The 19434-nt window shown below is 46.2% G+C and carries 16 protein-coding genes; 3 read left to right on the forward strand and 13 right to left on the reverse strand.

Annotation, left to right across the window (positions count from 1 at the left end; translation table 11 throughout):
• The first annotated feature begins 173 nt into the window (after window positions 1-173).
• Complete coding sequence (locus KIO97_RS05015) at window positions 174-1775, forward strand: long-chain fatty acid--CoA ligase (protein WP_285381289.1); 1602 nt, start codon at window positions 174-176, stop codon at window positions 1773-1775.
• A 105-nt stretch (window positions 1776-1880) separates the two neighbouring features.
• Here the strand turns inward: KIO97_RS05015 and KIO97_RS05020 are convergent, their stop codons facing one another.
• The gene (locus KIO97_RS05020; RefSeq protein WP_285381290.1) at window positions 1881-3464 is read right to left on the reverse strand and encodes a BCCT family transporter; all 1584 of its coding nucleotides are present in this window, start codon (window positions 3462-3464) and stop codon (window positions 1881-1883) included.
• A gap of 292 nt (window positions 3465-3756) precedes the next feature.
• Between KIO97_RS05020 and KIO97_RS05025 the strand changes: the two genes are divergently transcribed.
• Window positions 3757-6165, forward strand: coding sequence for a glycoside hydrolase family 2 protein (locus tag KIO97_RS05025; RefSeq protein WP_285381291.1), 2409 nt, complete (start codon window positions 3757-3759; stop codon window positions 6163-6165).
• A gap of 91 nt (window positions 6166-6256) precedes the next feature.
• Here KIO97_RS05025 and KIO97_RS05030 read toward each other — a convergent pair whose 3' ends face one another.
• From KIO97_RS05030 to KIO97_RS05080, 11 genes are all read right to left on the reverse strand, one after another.
• Complete coding sequence (locus KIO97_RS05030; RefSeq protein WP_285381292.1) at window positions 6257-6910, reverse strand: LuxR C-terminal-related transcriptional regulator; 654 nt, start codon at window positions 6908-6910, stop codon at window positions 6257-6259.
• The gene (locus KIO97_RS05035) at window positions 6910-7725 is read right to left on the reverse strand and encodes a helix-turn-helix domain-containing protein (protein WP_005429581.1); all 816 of its coding nucleotides are present in this window, start codon (window positions 7723-7725) and stop codon (window positions 6910-6912) included. Before KIO97_RS05035 ends, KIO97_RS05030 begins: the two co-directional genes overlap by 1 nt.
• A gap of 65 nt (window positions 7726-7790) precedes the next feature.
• On the reverse strand, window positions 7791-8807 hold the full coding sequence (locus KIO97_RS05040; protein ID WP_045374487.1) for a GGDEF domain-containing protein: 1017 nt from the start codon (window positions 8805-8807) through the stop codon (window positions 7791-7793).
• Between the two features lie 373 nt (window positions 8808-9180).
• On the reverse strand, window positions 9181-9435 hold the full coding sequence (locus tag KIO97_RS05045; protein ID WP_021018121.1) for a hypothetical protein: 255 nt from the start codon (window positions 9433-9435) through the stop codon (window positions 9181-9183).
• A gap of 147 nt (window positions 9436-9582) precedes the next feature.
• Window positions 9583-10809 (reverse strand): sodium/glutamate symporter, encoded by a 1227-nt coding sequence (gltS, locus tag KIO97_RS05050; RefSeq protein ID WP_050909130.1) that lies wholly within the window; start codon window positions 10807-10809, stop codon window positions 9583-9585.
• 218 nt (window positions 10810-11027) lie between these two features.
• Window positions 11028-11567, reverse strand: coding sequence for a disulfide bond formation protein B (locus KIO97_RS05055; protein WP_005429586.1), 540 nt, complete (start codon window positions 11565-11567; stop codon window positions 11028-11030).
• A 12-nt stretch (window positions 11568-11579) separates the two neighbouring features.
• Complete coding sequence (locus KIO97_RS05060) at window positions 11580-11735, reverse strand: DUF5993 family protein (RefSeq protein WP_005429588.1); 156 nt, start codon at window positions 11733-11735, stop codon at window positions 11580-11582.
• A gap of 149 nt (window positions 11736-11884) precedes the next feature.
• Window positions 11885-13378, reverse strand: coding sequence for an efflux transporter outer membrane subunit (locus KIO97_RS05065; RefSeq protein ID WP_285381295.1), 1494 nt, complete (start codon window positions 13376-13378; stop codon window positions 11885-11887).
• Window positions 13379-13380: 2 nt separating this feature from the next.
• Complete coding sequence (locus KIO97_RS05070) at window positions 13381-16437, reverse strand: efflux RND transporter permease subunit (protein WP_285381297.1); 3057 nt, start codon at window positions 16435-16437, stop codon at window positions 13381-13383.
• Between the two features lie 9 nt (window positions 16438-16446).
• A complete protein-coding gene (locus KIO97_RS05075) occupies window positions 16447-17529 on the reverse strand; it encodes an efflux RND transporter periplasmic adaptor subunit (protein WP_285381299.1) in 1083 nt (360 codons plus the stop codon).
• A 103-nt stretch (window positions 17530-17632) separates the two neighbouring features.
• Entirely contained in the window at window positions 17633-18514 is an 882-nt protein-coding gene (locus KIO97_RS05080) for a LysR family transcriptional regulator (RefSeq protein ID WP_162092415.1), read from the reverse strand.
• A gap of 113 nt (window positions 18515-18627) precedes the next feature.
• Between KIO97_RS05080 and KIO97_RS05085 the strand changes: the two genes are divergently transcribed.
• Window positions 18628-18987: a DUF6559 family protein gene (locus KIO97_RS05085; protein WP_285381302.1), complete on the forward strand. Its 360-nt coding sequence runs from the start codon at window positions 18628-18630 to the stop codon at window positions 18985-18987.
• On the opposite strand, the gene KIO97_RS05090 is transcribed toward KIO97_RS05085, so the two are convergent.
• Window positions 18984-19280: a Dabb family protein gene (locus KIO97_RS05090; protein ID WP_005429602.1), complete on the reverse strand. Its 297-nt coding sequence runs from the start codon at window positions 19278-19280 to the stop codon at window positions 18984-18986. The two genes, KIO97_RS05085 and KIO97_RS05090, sit on opposite strands and share 4 nt — an antisense overlap.
• Window positions 19281-19434: the final 154 nt, after the last annotated feature.

A 19434-nucleotide genomic window follows, 5' to 3' on the forward strand; every position in this document is an offset into this window, starting at 1 on the left:
GTAAATTAGTACGCTAGGTCTACAGATGCTCTAGATACAAGGCTGTTTTAGATATAAGGCGTCTTTAGTGCCTGATCTCATTCTTGTGTACTGAATACAGTCTTGTTTTTGAGTGATAATAGCGCCACTCGCGTACAGCGAACATTAAGAAAAATACAAAAAGAATCCCCGATATGAACCAGTATGTAAACGATCCATCCAATTATCAGTTGTTAATTAAAAACTTGCTGTTTTCCCCAGTTGCTTTCAACCCCGAGCAAGAAATCGTCTACGCGAACCACTGTCGTCACAGCTACAAAACGTTCCATGACCGAGTGAGACAGTTTGCAAACGCACTCACCAAAATGGGTGTGAAGAAAGGTGATACGGTAGCGGTCATGGATTATGACTCTCACCGTTATCTTGAATGCTACTTTGCCATCCCGATGATTGGTGCAAAGCTGCATATGATCAACGTACGCTTGTCTCCAGAGCAGATCCTTTACACCATCGACCATGCGGAAGATGACATTATCCTGATCAACGAAGAGTTTCTGCCAATTCTGGATCAGATCAAAGGTCGTATTGATACGGTCACGCGTTACGTGGTTTTGCGCGATAACGATGAATGTGAATACGAGCGCCTTCTGGAGCAAGAAAGCACCGAATACAACTTCCCTGATTTCGATGAAAATACCATCGCGACCACCTTCTACACCACGGGTACGACGGGCTTCCCTAAAGGTGTGTTCTTTACTCACCGCCAACTGGTTCTCCACACCATGGGGATATTGAGCACCATCGGCACCAATGCGTCGCAAGGTCGACTGCATCAAGGTGATATCTACATGCCGATTACGCCAATGTTCCACGTCCACGCATGGGGACTTCCGTACATGGCAACCATGCTTGGTGTTAAACAGGTTTATCCGGGCAAATATGTTCCAGATGTTCTGCTTAACTTGATTGAGCAGGAGAAGGTGACGTTCTCGCACTGTGTGCCAACCATCCTGCATCTGCTATTGAGCTCGCCAAAATCTAAATCGATTGATTTCTCTGGTTGGAAAGTTGTGATTGGTGGTGCTGCACTGCCAAAAGCATTGTGTAAAGCGGCACTCGAACGCGATATCGACGTGTTTGCGGGTTATGGCATGAGCGAAACAGGACCAATTCTGTCTATTGTTCAACTTACTCCAGAACAGCTTGAACTCGACCTCGATCAGCAAGCGGAATACCGCTCTAAGACTGGTAAGAAAGTCGCGCTGGTGGAAGCTCATATTGTCGATGATGAGATGAACAGGCTTCCTCACGATGGTGAAACCGCAGGGGAAATTGTTGTTCGCGCACCTTGGTTAACGCCAAGCTACTACAAAGACAACAAGAACTCTAAAGCATTGTGGCGTGGTGGCTATCTGCACACTGGTGATGTCGCGCATATCGATAATGAAGGCTTTATCAAGATCACTGACCGCGTAAAAGACATGATTAAAATTTCTGGTGAGTGGGTAAGCTCTCTAGAACTAGAAGACATTCTGCATCAACACCAAGCGGTTTCCGAAGTGGCTGTGATAGGTATGCCACACGATAAATGGGGCGAGGTGCCACTAGCGTTGGTGACGTTGAAAGAAGATGCGGAAGTGACAGAGAAAGAGCTGTTAGGTTTTGCGAAAGATTTTATCAGCAAAGGGATTCTTGCTAGAGAAGCGTTACTACTCAAAGTGAAGCTGGTGGACGAGATTGCCAAGACCAGCGTCGGTAAAGTGGATAAGAAAGAGCTGCGTAAACTTCACCTGTAGATAGTGAAGCTTTTCGAATCTAATCCATAATATTCGGCCCCGACACAGTTTATGTGTTGGGGCCGTTTTCTTATCTAATTGGAGAGAAGGACTTGGGTTATGTAGTTAAACCAAACCTTGCTCTTTCGCCATGTGGTTAGCGATTCTCGGCGCTTTCCAAATGCTTGGTAGCAGTATGAAAGACACAGGCACGGCAGTAATCACGATGAAAGACTGCAATGCAGAGATACCACCTGAGCCCATCGAGATAAGCGCAATTGCCACGACACCCATCATTAAGCCCCAGAATGAGCGAATCACGGCATTGGGTTCAGTAGAGCCTGTCATTACCACACTGATGGTGTAAGTCATCGAGTCACCGGTTGTCACGATGAAGGTCGTAGTCAAGATCAAGAACAATACCGAAATCACCATTGGGAAAGGCAGCTCAGAAGTAATCGCAAGCAGAACTGCTGGCAGGTTAAAGCCTTCAAATGCCGATGAGATCAAGCCTGGATTTTCTAGCTCAAATGCCAAACCACTACCGCCAACAATGCTGAACCAGAAGCAGGTAATCAAAGGCGCAGCGATGCTGATAGACAGGATCAACTGACGGATGGTACGGCCACGTGAGATACGTGCGATGAAGATTGCCATCATCGGGCCGTAACCAATAAACCAGCCCCAGAAGAAGACGGTCCACCAACTTAGCCACTCCGTGTCGCCACGATACAGTGCCATTGGGAAGAAGTTATCGACCATGCGGCCAATACCCTGTACATAACCATCAACAATAAAGCTGGTTGGCCCGAAAACAAGGATGTAACCGATCAGAGCCACAGACAAAATGATGTTGTAACGGCTCACAAGTTGAATGCCTTTGCTCACGCCGCTTAGCGCTGACAAGGTGTACATTAGAATTGCAGCCACAATCACCATGCTTTGAGTGATGAAGGTGTCTGGCAAACCAAATAGCGAGTTCAACGCGTAACTGATCTGTAAACCTAAGAAGCCTATAGGGCCAATGGTACCTGCCGCAACGGCAATGATGCTGCATGCATCTGCTACATCACCAATCCAACCGTTAATGGCCTTGTCGCCAAATACAGGGTAAAGCAGAGTACGTGGTTTAAGTGGTAAGCCCTTATCGTAGTGAAGGTGCATCAAAACCACAGAAGAAAGACAACCTAAGATTGCCCAAGCAAGGAAGCCCCAGTGCATGAAAGACTGAGAAAGTGCATTGATTGCAGAAGCTTTTGGTGAAGCTTCACCATATAGCGGTGGCGCAGAAACAAAGTGAGCGATAGGCTCAGCTGCAGCCCAGAAAACACCGCCACCCGCGAGTAGGGTACAAAGTACGATCGACAACCATTTAAAGGTATCGATATCAGGTCTCGCTAAACCACCCAAGCGCACGTAACCCGTACGACCAAGCGCAATAGCCAAACCAATAATGAAATTCAGAAGGAGCAATACTTGCCAGAAGGCACCGAAGTATTGAGTCGCAAACCCAAAGCCTGCGTTAACCATTGCGGTCAGAGAGTCTGTATTCGTCAGAGCAAGCAATACAAACACGGTGAGGAAGCTACCACTTAGCCAGAATACTGGGTTAGTGAGTTCAAGGCGCTTTAGAACGGAAGGAGGATGGATCGCAGAATAGTCTGCCTCCTGAATAGGAGCATGAGAGGCGGCGTTCGTCATATTTGACATAATTACTTCGCTTTTTAGGGCTCGGAAGCCGTGCATTTCCCTCACACCAATAGCTCGAAAAGTGTGAGAATGATCAAAAAGCCGCTGATACTAGCACGTTGAGAAGCTCAATATAACCGCAGAGTGCGATTAATTGTCGATCTCTAAAGTAAATAACTGATTTATGGAATGAGATTATTTGCGTGAAGTGCGCCGCATTTCATACGTAAATGACATTCCCCTTATTCTTGTAAGGATACCTCAGGATTACATTGAGCCAACCTGTTCTAATAAAAATTAAAGGTCTTACCCTATGGCTCAAATTGAACTCAACGGGACGTGGCAGCTTACCTCGCCACATCGTCCAGATATCGATATTCCTATGACTTTGCCCGGTGACAATGTATCCGCATTATTGCAAGCAGAGCTCATCCCGAATCCCTATTTTGCTGATAATGAAGCGAAAGTTCGTTGGATTGAAACTTGCGATTGGCACATTTCACGCGAGTTTGATGTGGATGGTTCTGTGCTCTCTGCCAAACAAGTGTGGATGACGCTCACCCGTGTAGACACCTTAGCGACTTTTTATATTAATGGTGAGCAAGCACTAACTTGCAGCAACATGTTTGCCCAGCAACGCATTAATATCAAACCTTACTTAAAACAAGGCACTAACACGATTCGAGTTGAGTTTGCCCGTGTGGATTTAGAAGGGCAGGAACGCGCGAAGAAATTGCCATTCCCTATACCTTCGGCGATGGGGAACAACCAGATCCCGTACATGAACTTGATTCGCAAAACCCAATGTCATTCGGGATGGGACTGGGGCATTTGTTTGATGGTGTCTGGCATTTATGACCCGATTCAAATTGATGTAATAAACGATGTGTGGCTCAAAGGATTCTCTACAGAGCAACAATGGCAAGCTGACGGTAGTGTGCTGGTTGATGTATTAACCGAAGTAGAAACTGATACTCAACCTCATGAAATCACGATTGAATTTGATGGTCAGCGCCAATCGATTCAAACCGAAGGAAGTGGTCACTATCACTGCCAGTTCCATATTACCGAGCCAAAACGCTGGTGGCCTGCGGGCTATGGTGAAGCTTACCTTTACCCAATGACAGTATCTTGTGGAGATCAATCGCTATCACGCAAGATTGGTCTGAGAGAGTTGAGCTTAAACAACCAAGCTGATGAACATGGCTCGGCGATGGAGTTTGTTGTCAACGGCACGCCAATCAATGCCAAAGGCGCAAACTGGATTCCGGTGGATGCAATGCCAGGTCGTGAGTGTGAAAACCGCTATCGTGCGTTATTGCAAAGTGCTGTCGACGCCAATATGAACATGATTCGAGTCTGGGGTGGCGGCCAGTATGAAAGCGAAACTTTCTACAACCTGTGTGATGAATTAGGTCTGTTGGTTTGGCAAGACATGATGTTTGCTTGCTCGCTGTATCCATCTGATGATGATTTCTTAAAAGACGTGGAACAGGAGTTGCGATTCCAAATCCCACGTTTGAAAGAGCACCCGTCGATTGCACTGTGGTGTGGTGATAACGAAGTGATTGGTGCAATTGGTTGGTACGACGAATCCAAGCACAACAAAGTCAAATACACAGTGAACTACGATCGTCTGAATCGAATGATCGAACAAGTCATTGGTCAGCAGGACGATTCACGTCGATTTTGGCCAAGCTCGCCTTGTAACGGCGAGCTGGATTTTGGCGATGCGTGGCACGATGACAGTAAAGGCGACATGCATTTCTGGGATGTTTGGCACTCAGGTAAGTCGTTTAATGCTTATCTAAACATCAATCCGAGGTTCTGCTCCGAGTTTGGCTTCCAGTCTTGGCCTTCGTTTGCTGAAGCAAAACAGTTCGTACCAGAACAAGACTGGAACGTCACCTCACCAACATTTGAACAGCACCAAAAGAACCCGCGTGGTAACAGCATCATCACTGAGATGTTTACTCGCTACTTCCGTTTCCCTTCCGGCTTTGAGCAAATGTTGTACCTCAGCCAAGTGCAACAGGCGATGGCAATCAAAACCGCTTGTGACCATTGGCGCGCGATGTCCCCAGTATGTCGTGGCATGCTGTATTGGCAGCTGAACGACAACTGGCCCGTGAGTTCATGGTCTAGCTTGGAGTACAGCGGCCGTTGGAAGCAATTACATTACCATGCGAAACGCTTCTTTGCGCCGCAGTACTTGGTGTTCTCGGAGCATACTGGCAAGTTGAGTCTTCACTTGTTAAATGACGCCAAAGAATCAGTTGGTGTGAGTGCGCAATTGCATTGGGTGAGCTGGCAAGGTGAAGTGAAACAAACTTGGCCGTTAGAGCACACGGTTTCTAGCGATAGCAATACCGTCGTTTGGCAGTTGGATGAGGCGTTTGATTCATCTGAATTGAAATCGGGTTTCTTCTACGTGGGAGCACAAGTAGGACAGGAGAGAATCACCAACACTTGGTTTAGCTCTCATGAACTAAAAACACTACCGATGGAAAGAGCAAATATTGAGGTAACGATTGAAGCCAACAAAATTACACTTGTCGCAAATAAGCCAGCGTTCTTTGTTCATCTGGAATGTGATACCGCAGGACGCTTTGACGACTCAAGCATCACGTTATTGGCAAACCAACCTGTCACGGTTGAGTTCTTGGGTGAAGACATGGCAACGATGGCGGAATCTTTACGCGTCTACCATTTGATGCAATAAAAATGACTGTCATAGACTAATGTTGGTATAGATAGCGGCAACATCATGAAAGGGGGCCTCCGTGCTCCCTTTGTGTTTTAGAGTTAAGGTGTCAAAACAGATTACGCTTTGCCCACGCAATCGCCTGCATGCGATTCTTCACTTCCAGTTTGCGGAAAATACTATAGAGGTGTGACTTCACCGTGTGCTCGCTGACAAACAGTGAGTCTGCAATATCAAGATTTGAGCCCCCTTGGCAAAGGGCTGTCAGAACCTGCATTTCTCGGCGAGTAAGCTCAATTTCGAGTTTCGTATCCAGCTCAGTAACGGTGTGGTTTAAGTTAACGAGATAGCCAACTAATCGGTTGAGGATGTCTCGAGAGAGCCAATTCTCCCCGCTCAATATCCCTTTTAAACCTCTGATTACCTTGTCGAAGTCATCTTCAAAATAGAATAAGCCTTTCAGGTTTGACCAAGTGAGCAGGCTTTCTACGCCTAAGTTGGGTTCGGCGTTTACTAATATGGTCGCATCTATATGTTCCAATTCACTGAGTGTCATCTTGACTTCAGAAAGATCAGGTAACGAGCTATCGACGATTGCGACATAGTGCTCATCTTGGTGAGGAGGTAGGTCAACTTCAGCGCCTTTGGCCAATAACACCGGCTGTCCAAGTTGTTGTTCAATGGCGGTTTGTAAACCTCGACCTTGAATATTATTGAAAGTAAACAATAAGATGGTGTTGTTGATTGTGTTGTCGTTCAGCATTAGTGGGCCTCCTGTCGAGACTGCATAAATTCATTTCCTACTTGATGGAAGCGATAGAGCACCAGATCCAAAAGCCCATCAAAGCAATGCTTTACCATGGGGTTTTCAAATATTTGTGTGGCGGATGCTTTAAAAAACGTGACTCGTCTATGGTGGTAGAAATCCCGTATGAAAATGTCGAATAAAAGTTGTTTAATCACGGGCTCATGAACCGGAAAATGGATGATGGCATTGCCCATTACGTGAAGGATATCTGAGACCAAAAACTTCAAAATCGACCGTCCTAAATGCCATAAGCTGAGAATCCTAAATTCAGACCTCAGCTCTTGGTAAATGAGATGACCAACTAACATACCTTTGCAGTAATAAAGGCGCGCCTTACTGGGGGATTCACCAAATTGGTTCAGCGTGTCTTCCACACCGCCAGGTGTGATTAACTGCTTGTGAACTGCGTCGATCTGTTCGTATTCGGACAAGCTGATTTGGCTGAGGGAGCAACTTTTGACATCGGTAACCTGATACTGGTAAACAATGTCTTTAAAGCTCAAGTAAATGCTTTTACTTTGCGAGGTTTTGACACGTTTGTACTCGCTGGAAGTGTATTGGTATTGTTCGCCTATATAGTGAGAGAAGGCGAGTCGTTTTAATAAACTTGGTGTGACTTTACCGCTTTCCCATTGACTTAACGTCGGTTGGTTTAAACTCTCAAAAGCGCTGTAACTCCTTGCTAACTCATCGGCTAACTGGCCTTGAGTTAAACCCCTCTCCTTTCGAATTGCAGCAACTGCGTGCGAAAATTCTAACTTGTTAACCATATATCTACGTCCTGAACTCATTATATTTTTAATTGCTTCGAAGCGGCTCAGAATGAGCCAAAACTCTATGTTCTTGATCTTTTAGTGAGGTACATCATTTGGTCTGCATGTTGGATTAAGGTGTCACTAGAGCTTCCCTCATAAGGGAAGCGAGCAACGCCAACACTCAAACCGATGTGAACGTTTTGAAAATGGATAAAAATAGGTGCACTGCATGCTTGATGTAGCAAAGACTGAAACTGTTCTAAATCCTTTGTATTTTCGAGCTCAGGTAAGCAAAGAATGAATTCGTCACCGCCAATTCTTGTGGCGAATTGGTCGTTGTGCAGCATGTTCAAAATACGTTGCGCAGTGATACGCAGTACTTTGTCTCCAGCGTCGTGACCAAATTCGTCATTCACGGCTTTAAAGCCATCTAAGTCGATATATAGCAAAGTGAACGGTTGAGCTCGTTGAATCTGTTGCTCTATCAACTGATTGCCTTTGAAGCGAGAGTAGCAGCCTGTTAGCTCATCTATCTCGAGCAGTCTTTCTAGTTTTTCAACTTGTTCATATTGCGTTTGCCAAGCGCTGTGCCAATAACTTTCAATTGAGCGCAAGCCCTTATAAATAAATAGGTTGAACAAGTACAGAAACGTACTCCGAATGGAAAACTCACTTAAACCCTGTAGTTTAAACGGGTCGTTACCCGCGGTTATCAAATCAATGTTAAAGCAAATAGCCATTGATAGGATGTATGTGATTGACGACCAAAGTACGCCAAACTCAATCAAAGTGAGAAGAATATTGACTGTAACCAAGGAAGAAAAAAGAAAGTGTCCGCCTAAGAAGTAGTACAAATAAAATGTGAGGGTATATCCGAGGATCAGTGCAATAACAACTGAGCGCTGTTTTTGTTCGAGTGCGAATGCTTTGCCCACCCAGAGGTAGGTAAAACAAATTCCCGCGGATAATGCATAAGGAAGGTATACAACATAATCAACCCCTCTGATTGCACAAGCGAATAGGGTAATAAGAATCCCCAAACTTGTTGAGCGCATGTAGTAGCGCGTAAAAATTCTGGTGAACTGCGTTCTGTCCATAGTTATGTCTCAAAGGAACAGCAAATAATGGGCAGTTAGCGAGAGGAGTCCGTATGGGGTGAGTGTGAATGGAGAACGTGAGAAACAAATAAATGGCATCGCATGAAGTTAGAAGTGCGATGCGCATATGCTTTTTTCGGGCGTTTTTCTCGTCTGCAAGCGACACTGCATTTCATAAAGTTGCTCGATACCTACTGCCGTTTTTATAAACTATTCTATGAGGCGATGTTGCATAAAACTATACGGTTTTCGGGAAAATGCCCCGATCTCAATATGTCCGCATAAAAAGTGGGATATCGGCAGATTTATCTAGGAAATACTAATACTTAAGTGCTAAGGGTTATCAGTAAAATTAGTCTCAAGTTTGAGATGTCTACTTGAGTTTTTGGTGGATACGGTAACCCATTGCATAACCAAGATAAAACAGAGCAGCAAGCGTCACAAAGGCAGAAATGTAGGCAAAAAAGTGATTCAGTCCCAAGCCAAAAGACAAGGTAAACGCGATGCCGTTTACGGCTTCCATTGGCATCTTGTACCACGATGCATGGACCGTCGAGCCAAAGAGAAAGAGTGTGCCAATTAAAAAGAGTGTGCCGATTGATAGGCCAACCCATCTGCTGCTGTTCATGTTCATCTCAAGAGTTACAGAGTTCGTAACAAAATATTTCTGGATGCGTATTATACAACTGAGTGAGGGGGAGGGTGTTAGCAATATTTACTCGAATACAGCAAGAGGCCACCGGAGTGACCTCTTTTTAACCAGATGGCGTCTTAATTATCCAATCCAGGTGATGAAGTACGGGATGATCAGTGCGTTGGCTAAATCGATGAAAAATGCACAGACCAAAGGCACGATGATAAAGGCTTGGTGTGAATTACCATACTTTTGCGCGACCGCCGACATGTTTGCCATTGCCGTTGGTGTTGAGCCTAGTGAAATACCGCCAAACCCCGAGCAGACTACCGCTGCATCGTAGTTTTTACCCATTAATGGGAACACCACAAATATCGCGATACAAATGGCAACGATGAACTGAGCACCAAGAATAATGAAAATAGGTCCAGCTAAATCGACCAGTGCCCATAGCTGCATACTCATCAACGACATTGCTAGAAATGCGCCCAAGGCCATATCTGCAATCAGCGCAACGGCTGGTTTTCTTGCCGGCCAACGTGTCCCCGTAAGGCGAGGATAAGAGGCTGGAATAAGATTAGAAATCAATATGCCGGCGAACAAACAAGTCACAAACAACGGCAGTTCTAGACCCAAGCTGCTGACCCCTTCATTTAAAATTGCACCTAAGATAATACAAACATGAATGGCAAGCATCGCATCTAAAAAATCATAAGCATTGATGGATGGTTGGGGCTCATCTTGCGCCGTACCCACGTCCATTTCTTCCACTTTAGCTGGCTTTAGGTTGTGTTTATTGATCAGGTATTTTGCAATCGGGCCGCCCATCAAGCTTGCTAAGATTAAGCCAAATGTTGCACTTGCGATGCCGATTTCCATTGCAGTGTTAAGGTCGAAGATCTCAGCAATTCGAGGTGACCAAGCAATCGCAGTGCCGTGCCCGCCAATCAGAGAGACTGTGCCGCTCAACAGGCCAACTGCTTCTGGTTGATCTAACATCGTCGCAATTCCAATGCCCGTGAGGTTTTGAATTAGCATATAACCGATAGTGACAGAGAGCAGGATCAATAATGGCTTGCCGCCTTTGAACAGATCTTGAAGGCTGGCGTTAATGCCGATGGTGGTAAAGAAATACACTAAAAGCAGATCACGGGTAGCAAGGTCGAATTGAACATCGATATGCGTGACGTAATGAATTATCGCGAACAACACCGAAACTAGAATGCCCCCAGAAACGGGCTCTGGGATGCTGAATTCTTTTAAGAAGCTGCTGGCTTGGGTTAGGCGTCTACCTAAAAACAGTACGACGATCCCAAGGGTCACCGCGAGAAAAGATTCGACTTGTAATACACCGTCGACAAAGTTCATAACCACTCCTGTTATGGCAAAAACATGTGAGAGAATTAATCGGTACGTTTGTCTCTAAACATACTGACATGTTTGTATGACATCCAATTGCATACTGACGAATTTGAACTAGGTCGGATTGTGTTGAGAACCGTATTTTTGTGACCAATAGAAAAGAGGAGTGATACAAGGTTACATGAACCTTTGTATGACTCCTCTTGGTTCGTTCAAAAGATTTGTTAATTAAACAGCCAGTAGCTCTCTGGATTATCTGGACATTGATAAGGACCACACTCCGCGAACGTGCCAATCACATTAAGTGCCACGACAGAGATCGCGAGTAGGCACGTGATACGTCCCAGATTACTCATTTCATAAGGCTCTGATGACTCTTCTTTATTGGTCAGCATGAGGATGACTGCGACCGCAAATATTGTGGCAACAAACAAGACAAACGCCCAAGTGTAATAGTGCATCCCAAAGATTGGGCTACCGTAACCCGGCGTACCAGGAATCACGTGCAACGAAACTTGTCTCAGTGATGTTGCCACACCGTATAGCGCACCGATCAGTACTACACCATAGTGTCGTGATTGCGGGCCATAGACCACGTTCAATAAGAAACCAAACATGATCATAATGAAGCCGATACGTTGCAATAAGCACAGTGGACAAGGCAGCTCATTCAGAACAAATTGCAGCACAAAGCCAATCAATAGCACGGCAGTCATGCCAAGCAGACCAAGGGTGTTGAGTAAAGCTAGATTGTTTCTATTCATGTGCAGTCCCCTTTACAGCAAAATTGAAAGAGGATCGGTGGCGTGATGATTGAACCAATACAGTCCAATGATCACTGAGGAAGCAAAGAAGGCGTAGCCCACTGCTTTCTTACCTAAAAACGCGCTTAGCATTGCGATTAACAACAGCAAAAAGATTAATGTCATCATGAGGAGTTCCTTCCTTACTATCTGATTTCAATCCTTTTAACTATAGATAATGCGAGCTAATGCGCGACTTTATGCACTAATAAAAAAGAGGAGAGGTCAGGTTCGAGGTCCCCTGTGAACCTAGCCCCTCCCCAAAACCGTGACTTAATTTACTGACTTTCACCCAGCGATGATTGCTCTAATGTCCAATCACCACCCAGCGACTTGTAGAGCGCAACCGTGACTTGAGCCGTTTGTAACTTGGCCGCGACTTGTCTGTCTTGCATCATGCGTTGTTGGCGCTGAGCATCGAGCACTGACAAGTGGTCAATCAACCCAGCACGGTAGAGCGACTTGGCTTTACTCACGGCTTTGTCTGTTGCTACGAGTGCATCATCAATTCGACGCTGGTTTTCTTGGCTTCTGCCATATGCAAACAAGGTTGAATCCACTTCAGCAAAGGCGGAATCTACGGCATGTTGGTAAGTCAGCGTTGCTGCATCAAAACGAGCTTGGTTGATCTCTTCAAGCGCATCGCCGCGACCACCATCGAAGATATTCCAACTGATACCAGCCGCACCAACCCAACCGAAAGAATCACTGCTGAATAGATCATCAAAGCTAGAAGCGGACACTCCCGGCGCTCCCGTTAGGAAGAACTTCGGATATTGATTGGCTATACTTGCCGCGAGTTCTTCATTGATGGCTGCCATTTCACGTTCTGCAATACGAATATCAGGACGACGTTGTAACAAGTCAGAAGGCAAGCCCACTGGTACCATGTTATGCATCGCTGGCACTCCCTGAGTGTCTGCAAGTCTGGTCTCGACTTTCGACAGCGGCTCACCAATCAGTACCGCGATCCGGTGTTTATGAACTTGCTGTGCGATTTCCAACTGAGGAATGATTGACTCCATCGCTGCAAGTGTCGCTTTGGCTTGAGCTAAATCGAGATCCGAGCCATAACCGCTACGAACCACCTTCTCGACCAACGCCATGGTTTTTTGTTGGTCTTCAAGGTTCGATTTGGCTAAGTCGAGACGCTCGCTTGCCCCTTGATACTGCAAGTAGTTATGAATCAAATCCGCAGTAAGCAAAGTCGTTAGCCCGCTTTGATAAATCTCTGCTTGCTCAACTCGAATTTTTGCAGCGTTGGACTGACGGTCAATACGGCCAAATAAGTCCAACTCCCATGTGATGCTCGCCCCTGCGAATACGCCGTCATGCTGGTTATCCAACAGTGTCGTGTTACCAATTTGTGGTGGTAAGCCTGCTGCTGAATCGCCAATAGGATTGAGCGCAGGACCAAGCAGTGAGTCGTTTTTACTCAGTTGGTAATTGAAGTAACCTGCACCTACATTGACGGTAGGTACTTTGAATGACTCTACGACGGTTTTGTAGCTGTCAGCCATCTTGATACGCTCTGCCGCTACCTTAAGCGGGATGTTTTGGTTTTGCATATCGAGAACTAAGTCATTCAGTGTTGGGTCATTAAACTCTGTCCACCAAAAGGTTTCGTTGTCACGATTTTGGCTAGCGCCATCTTGCTCAACATGCAGATAGGTTTCTGCCATGCTGGTGGTCGGTGCTTGATAATCTGGGCCAACCGCACAACCAGATAAACTCATTGCCAATACTAGTGGCGCAATAACGAATTTTTTCATGATTACGCCTCCTTCATTTCAGCGTCTGTTTGGGTCGTTTGTGGTTTGTCTTTGTATGCCAAGCGATACAGCGCAGGCATGATGAACAGTGACAATATGGTTGCCGCTGCTAACCCGCCGATAATAGTTGCGGCCATTTGGTCGAACAGTAGGTCCGACAGCAAAGGGATCATGCCAAGAGCCGTTGTCAAAGCACCCATCGATATCGCCATGGTGCGGTTAACGGTTGCTTCTTTGATAGCATCTGCCAACGGGCGTCCATTTGCTCGTTCAAGCTCGATTTGATCCATCAGTACAATGCCGTTTTTAATGATCATCCCCGTTAGTGTTACTGCACCAATTAACGCCATGAAACCAAATGGTTTATCAAAACCAAGTAGCGCAAAGGTGGCGCCCGTCGCGGCTAATGGCAAAGTCGCAAAGATGATGATTGGCTGTTTAAAGCCGTTAAACATCGCCACCAAAATGATCACCATGATCAACATTGCTTTCGGTAGCTGCTTGAAGATATCTGTGACCGCTTTGTGCTCGTCGTAGAACTCGCCACCCCATTCCATGCTGTAACCCGCAGGAAGGTGAATCGCTTCAATCTGTTCTTTGACAGCATTTCTTACTGTTGCTGGTGTCGAGTGACGCGCTACCCCCGCTTGTGCAGTGATGGTTTTGACTCGGTCTCGACGCCAAATCATGCTCTGTTCCGGTACGAGTTCAAAGCCATCAACCACTTGCCCGAGAGGCACACTGTGCATGCCAAGTAGCGAACGCACGGGTAATGTTTCTAGTGATGCCATGTTTTGCGAAGTGCCACGCAGCTGAATTGGAATCAACTCATCATTAAGGTTCATCTGACCTAGCGGCATGCCATCAGAAGCGCGTTTTAAAGCAAAGGCGATGTCCGTACGGTTAATGCCAGCTTGACGCATCTTGTCTTGGTTGATGATGGGTTTGAGCACTTTGCTTTCTTGACGCCAGTCATCACGAACGTACTTTGCATCTGGGTGAGTAGCTAAGATGGCTTTAGCTTGATCCGCCAACTGGTGCAATACCGCTTCATCTGGACCGGAGAAGCGAGCTTCTACCGCGTACTTGTCTGACGTCGCCAGTTTTAGTGCTCTAAAGCGTGGCTCTGCATCTGGGAACTGGTTTTGCAACCATTTGTCTCCACGTTCAACGAGCTTGTTGATGCCTGCGTAATCTTTGGTATTAATCAAGATCTGGCCATATGCAGGATCAAACGGTTCTGGTTCTACAGTGACCGAGAATCGAGGTGCACTTGCGCCCATGTAACTTGAGATACTTTCTACTTCAGGTTGCTTGAGCAGCCACTCTTCAACTTTGCGCATGTCAGCCGAGGTCTGTTCAATCTTGGCGCCATTGGGTAGCCAGTAATCAAGGAATACAATAGGGCGATCCGATTGTGGGATAAAGTTTACCGCCACATAAGGCACGGCAAATGCAGTCACCAAAATCAGCGGAATCAGTGTTGTCAGTGCTTTAATTGGATTATCGACCGTCCAAAACACCAACTGCTTGTAACGGCTTGGCTTTGCGTTTTCATCGATAGGTGTTGGTTTGATGAACATCCAACACATCAGTACGGTGAAGGTCATCGCGACCAACCAAGACAAAAGAAGCGAAGACGCGACGATGTAGAACACTGAACCCGCAAATTCGGCTGAGTCGGTTTTGGAGAACAGAACCGGGCTTGCACCCATGATTGCAATGACGGTCGCGCCAAGCAGTGGCACTGCGGTTTCTTTCACTGAATCAATAGCAGCACGTGTGCGCTCGATGTCTTTGCTCAGCTTTACAATCATCATGTCAGTGATCACGATGGCATTGTCTACCAGCATGCCCAGAGCAAGGATGAAGGTTCCTAATGAGACGCGGTGTAAGTCGATGCCTGCGATGTTCATGTAAATCAGCGTGAGTAAGATAGTTAGCAGCAAGCTAGAACCAACAATCGTTGCACTCTTAAAGCCCATGAATACCAATAGCACTACAAATACAATAGCGACACTTTCCAGCAGGTTGCCGACAAAGTTATCAATCGCTTTTTGTACTTCTTCAGGCTGATAAGCCACGGTAGAAATATCTACACCAAGGGGCAGCGTCTGCTCGTAGTTGTGGATAATGTCACGAATGGTATCGCCCAATGACACTACGTTAATGCCTTCTACTGGACTTACAGCTAGCGTCACCGCAGCTTCACCGTTAAATCGGCTTTCTGTCAGCGCCGGCGTTTGGTAACCCATGGTGACGTCAGCAATATCACCTAAGCGAATCAAGCCTGTACCTAGCTCACTCATGCCGCCTTTGATGACCAAGTTACGAATATCATCTAGTGATTGAAATTCACTGGTTTGTGTGACGCGAATACGCTCTGTCCCAGCATCGAATTTGCCCGCTTCAAAGGTCATGTTTTGTGTGCTGAGCTGGTTCCACACCTGCGCAACAGATAGGCCGTACTGTGCTAAACGCTCATCGGGCATATCGATATGTACGACACGTGGCTGTACACCGTGAAGTTCGATCTTTTTGATGCCTTTTACCGCTTTAATTTGGCGTTGAAGCTCTTCTGCATAGCGGCGCAGTTCTTCTGGAGCAGCATCGTTACTGTGGATAGAGAAAAGCATGCCGTACACTTCAGAGAATTCATCTTGCACAATACTGATTTGTGCAGTGGAAGGTAGCTGTAGCTTCACGTCGTCTACTTTGCGGCGCAGCAAGTCCCACTGCTGAGGCAATGCCTTGGAGTTGAGGCTTTCCTTTAAGTCGACAAATACCATCGACATGCCTGGGCGAGACAATGAACGCAGGCGGTTAAGCTCGGCCATTTCTTGTAGCTTGGTTTCAATGGTATCCGTGACTTGGTGTTCAACCTCTTGGGCTGACGCCCCCGGATACAAGGTGACGACTACTGCTGTTTTTACGGTGAAACTTGGATCTTCTAACTTACCCAAATCGAAGTAAGAGTAGATACCCGCCACCACACTTAAGGCGATGAAAAACAGCACGAAAGTACGCTGTCTTATCGCGAATTCAGCTAAATTGAGCATGGTTAAGACCTATAGCGTTTTGATGGTTAGGTTTGGCGTGTTGTCGCCAGGTTTGAGGTAATGCGTTCCGCTGATCACGACATAGTCACCTTGGCGGAAAGTGCCAGACACGCAAGCTTGATGAGCATCGATAGATTTCAAACTCACTGGCTCGGTATGAACAACCGCATCGCGCACGACGTTGACGTGAAGCGTTTTCTTCTCGCCCAAAATCGCAGAGTACGGGAAGCAATGGCTAGATTGGCTAGGCTGGAATGAAGTTGTCACTGTCACTGCTTTGCCATTGAATAACTCAGTCGAAAGCGAGTCGATCGCTAGGGTGACAGGATATGTTTGTTTGAGTAGATGCTTTTTCGGCGCAATTTCAGTCACTTTCGCATCATAAGCGTGTTCCGATGCATACCAAGAAAGTGCCGCAGATTGACCAAGACTGAACTGGCGAATCATGTTTTCAGGCACGTCGATATCGACTTCCCATTGACCATCTTGTTGAATGGTAGCAACACTCACTCCTGGCAGAGTTTGCTCAAATGCGTCAATGCGAATTTCACCTATGTTACCAGTGAATGGTGCTCGTAGTGTGGTGTATGCCAGAGCGTCTTCCGCGCGTTGGATATTTTTCTCAACCACTTTCACTGCGGATAAGCTGCGTTCATAACCGCTGATGGCACGATCCAAATTAACGCTGGCAATCGCGTCGTCTGCCGTCGCTTGCTCCACGCGTTTTAGCTCAGCCCTTGCGAGTTTATGCGCGGACTTTGCTTCTAACATACGTGCTTGGAGTTCTTCCAAAGAAACTTGGTAATCGTGAGGATCAAGCGTAGCTATGATCTCTCCCTTCTCGACATGATCGCCTTTCTTCACCAAAACGCGCTCAACGGTGCCAGGGACACGGAAAGAAAGAGATGCGCTTTCTTTAGCTTGAACAATGCCGCTAAAAGATTTGTTCAATGCAGTGTTTTCAGCAGAAACTTCGATCACTTGAATCGGACGTGAGGATTTCGGTTCTTCCAGAGTGGCTTGGCTCTGATTACAACCAAATAGGGTAAGTGTCGCAGCACTCAAGGCAGTGGTTTTGAATAGACGATTCATACAATGGCTCCATAAATTTGGTGCCATCATACAATTGTACACTGTTCAGATAATTACCCAGTAGCGTGACTCACTGTCTCAAAATTCGAGACAATATATTCATCTAAATAAGTTTTGGGATTTCATTAGTGAGGTGGTCAATAAGTAGACGACTCGCTTGGCTTAGCGTTTTAGGTTGTGGGTAAAGCAACCAGCCCGATTCTTCCGTGACAGAATAGTGTGACAATAACTGTACTAAATCGCCGGATTCCAGCTCTCGTCTCACCAACACTTTGGGCATAAAGGTAATGCCGCGATTTAAGATGGTCGCGTTCTTAATAAAGCCGATGTTATTGGAGATAAGTTTTGGACTAAGCTGCACACTTTGCTCTTGGAAGTGCCAAACATTGTCTATTTCGCCATTTGGCCAACGAAAACAAACACACTGATGTTCCTTTAGTTGCTCTAAGTTCTCTGGCATGCCATGTGTTTCAAGGTAATTGGGAGAAGCGACTAAACAACGGTCGAGCGTTAAAAGCTTACGGGCAACAATGTCGGAATCAAACAGTGCACCACCATGAAAAGCGATGTCTAAGCCTTGTTGGAACATGTCTCTGAAGCCATTGTTGATGTTGCGAATGTCCAATTCAACGTGCGGGTACTTATCATGGAAATCGAACAAAATAGGGCGCACCAGTTCGTCGGTCTCTGGCAGCAATCCAAGCTTTATTCGACCGCGGACCTCGTTGGTGTCGTTGCTGACTTGTTCGTTCGCCGAGTCGAGCATCGTCAGCGCTTTTTGTAGGTTCTCATAATAGGCTTCGCCGTTGTTGGTCAGCGATAAACTGCGCGTGGTGCGATGGAAAAGCTGAGCGCCAAGGGATTGCTCTAAATCGCCGATTCGTCGGCTGACATTCGCACGAGGTAAATCCAACGCATTGGCTGCGGCGGTAAAGCTACCTAACTCCACAACCTTGATGAACAGTTTGAGATCGTCGATTTTCACTCTGGCGCTCCATGCTTATTGAACACTGTACTAAACCGTGACACTCTAAAGCATCACAACGTTATGCACAAAATATAACGTCAATTTTGCTATAAGAAGAATAGGGTATTAATGTGCTTAGAGTCATTCAACGTCGTCGAATTAAGAAAGTCATCAAGCTGCTCTCCGCCCGATTGATTAAGGGCTATGGCAGCCGCGAGTATTTCTCTATCGGGCAAGTAAAAAGCAGCACAAGCGAGTTGAGCAAGCGCCAACAACAGATCGCTTTAGCGCTTTATGTAAACCCGCAGGAACTGAGTTCAGAGGCGAAAGCGGAAGTCTTGTCGTTGCGTGACGATGTTTCGAATGACTTTTTCGATGGTGGTGATTACACCGCACAAGATGTACTGAATTTGCTTGGTTCGGGTGGTTGGAAAGGCGGTCGTATGGACGATGACATGTCGCACCGGTTCGGAATGAATAGCCGATACTAAATCTCGTAATCAAACACGATGATATCTTCAAGCAGTGGTCTAAATACCTCTTTCAATGCATCGTGTTCTGGATGAGGTAGGTAGTTCTGACGACCCGCTTCATCGGCAAACGTCATCATCACGGCGTGTGTGTAGTCTTTGTTCTTTCCTTCGGGGCTGTTGTTTAAGCCCCACTCAACGTCGGTGACGCCCTCCACCTTAGTTGGCATGGCTTCAAATAGCTCTCGAAGTTGTTGGATTTTGTCGTCGGTGGCAGATGCTTTAAATTTGATGAGTAGAATGTGTCTGATCATGGTTTTGTGTTGTTATATTTTGTTGTGTTTGAAGAACAACACTATAACGGGCATCCACTCTAAAGTTAGCTTTTGGCTTCACAAAATAGGGAAACAAAAACGCGAGCACTTTGGCTCGCGTTTTAGTTGTTCTAGCTAGGTCGGAGGTTGTTAA

This window comes from Vibrio sp. B181a (genome assembly GCF_030248375.1).
GTDB classification, from domain to species: domain Bacteria; phylum Pseudomonadota; class Gammaproteobacteria; order Enterobacterales; family Vibrionaceae; genus Vibrio; species Vibrio campbellii.

Bases quoted from the DNA above. Each gene is read 5' to 3' on its own strand.
- gltS (WP_050909130.1), bottom strand. From the start codon at position 10,809: ATGAACTTTGTCGACGGTGTATTACAAGTCGAATCTTTTCTCGCGGTG.
- KIO97_RS05025 (WP_285381291.1), top strand. From the start codon at position 3,757: ATGGCTCAAATTGAACTCAACGGGACGTGGCAGCTTACCTCGCCACAT.
- KIO97_RS05055 (WP_005429586.1), bottom strand. From the start codon at position 11,567: ATGAATAGAAACAATCTAGCTTTACTCAACACCCTTGGTCTGCTTGGC.
- KIO97_RS05090 (WP_005429602.1), bottom strand. From the start codon at position 19,280: ATGATCAGACACATTCTACTCATCAAATTTAAAGCATCTGCCACCGAC.
- KIO97_RS05075 (WP_285381299.1), bottom strand. From the start codon at position 17,529: ATGAATCGTCTATTCAAAACCACTGCCTTGAGTGCTGCGACACTTACC.
- KIO97_RS05065 (WP_285381295.1), bottom strand. From the start codon at position 13,378: ATGAAAAAATTCGTTATTGCGCCACTAGTATTGGCAATGAGTTTATCT.
- KIO97_RS05070 (WP_285381297.1), bottom strand. From the start codon at position 16,437: ATGCTCAATTTAGCTGAATTCGCGATAAGACAGCGTACTTTCGTGCTG.
- KIO97_RS05045 (WP_021018121.1), bottom strand. From the start codon at position 9,435: ATGAACAGCAGCAGATGGGTTGGCCTATCAATCGGCACACTCTTTTTA.
- KIO97_RS05035 (WP_005429581.1), bottom strand. From the start codon at position 7,725: ATGGTTAACAAGTTAGAATTTTCGCACGCAGTTGCTGCAATTCGAAAG.
- KIO97_RS05060 (WP_005429588.1), bottom strand. From the start codon at position 11,735: ATGATGACATTAATCTTTTTGCTGTTGTTAATCGCAATGCTAAGCGCG.
- KIO97_RS05030 (WP_285381292.1), bottom strand. From the start codon at position 6,910: ATGCTGAACGACAACACAATCAACAACACCATCTTATTGTTTACTTTC.
- KIO97_RS05040 (WP_045374487.1), bottom strand. From the start codon at position 8,807: ATGGACAGAACGCAGTTCACCAGAATTTTTACGCGCTACTACATGCGC.
- KIO97_RS05020 (WP_285381290.1), bottom strand. From the start codon at position 3,464: ATGTCAAATATGACGAACGCCGCCTCTCATGCTCCTATTCAGGAGGCA.
- KIO97_RS05015 (WP_285381289.1), top strand. From the start codon at position 174: ATGAACCAGTATGTAAACGATCCATCCAATTATCAGTTGTTAATTAAA.